1 protein-coding gene is annotated in these 1,024 nt (G+C 69.2%); it reads left to right on the forward strand.

Going from position 1 to position 1,024, the window contains the following annotated elements:
• The first annotated feature begins 320 nt into the window (after positions 1-320).
• Entirely contained in the window at positions 321-983 is a 663-nt protein-coding gene (locus DSX2_RS13115; RefSeq protein ID WP_020881568.1) for a SagB/ThcOx family dehydrogenase, read from the forward strand.
• Positions 984-1,024 lie beyond the last annotated feature (41 nt).

The following is a 1,024-nucleotide window of genomic DNA, read 5'->3' on the forward strand; positions in this document are numbered from 1 at the left end:
GGTCTCCCTCCCCCTCCCCGCGCCCCTCCCCTTCCCTTCCCCAAAACTTTTTGGTTCCGCTTCGCGGGGGGCGGCGTCGGGACTTCGGCGGCCGCACGGTCCTTCTATCGGACCTGGGATGGATGTCAACGCCCGCCGATTCCGGCGCCTCTTGCCGCGCCCCGATTGCGCCCGATTGCGCCCCAACCCCGCCGACCGCTGGTTCCCGAACGCCTCCTCCCCTTGCCCGGCCCCGAAATCGGAGTAGACTGCGCACATTTGTCCCGGCCGGATCACGTCCGGCCCGTCACACATGCGAACACGCCCAAGGAGTCCATACGATGAACCGCAGAACCTTCATGGGAACCGCCCTCACCGCCCTGGCCATGGGGCTGGGGATAAGCGGCACGCGCGGCATGGCCGCCGCCGCGACCGCCGAGGACAAACTGCCCGCACCCGGCGGCTTCAGGAAGACCACCCTGGAAGAGGCGCTGCGCGCCCGCCGGACCATCCGCTCCTACGCCGACAAGGACCTGCCCGAGGAGACGCTGTCCAACCTCCTGTGGGCAGCCTGGGGCGTGAACCGCCCCGGCACCGGCAAGCGCACCGCCCCCTCGGCCGTCAACCGCCAGGAGATCGACGTCTACGTGGCCAAGCGCGACGGCCTCTTCCTCTACGACGCAAAGCGCCATGCCCTGGTCAGGAAGGGCGGCGAGGACATCCGCGCCCTCACCGGCACCCAATCCTTCGTGGGCACCGCGGCCGTGAACCTCGTCTTCGTCGCGGACATGGACAAGGTCGCGGGCGGCGACCGGGAGGAGAAGCTCTTCTACGCCGGGACGGACACGGGCTACATCAGCCAGAACGTCTACCTCTTCTGCGCCGCGGAAGGCCTCGCCTCCGTGGTCCGCGCCAGCATCGACAAGCCGAAGCTCGCCAAGGCCATGGGCCTTGCGGCCGACCAGACCATCACCCTCGCCCAGTGCGTGGGCTACCCCGCGTAGCAGGGGAGAGAAGAGAAGACGTGGGGAGGAGGCGGGGAACC

Origin of the sequence: Desulfovibrio sp. X2, assembly GCF_000422205.1 — a bacterium.
Classification (GTDB): Bacteria; Desulfobacterota; Desulfovibrionia; order Desulfovibrionales; family Desulfovibrionaceae; genus Alkalidesulfovibrio.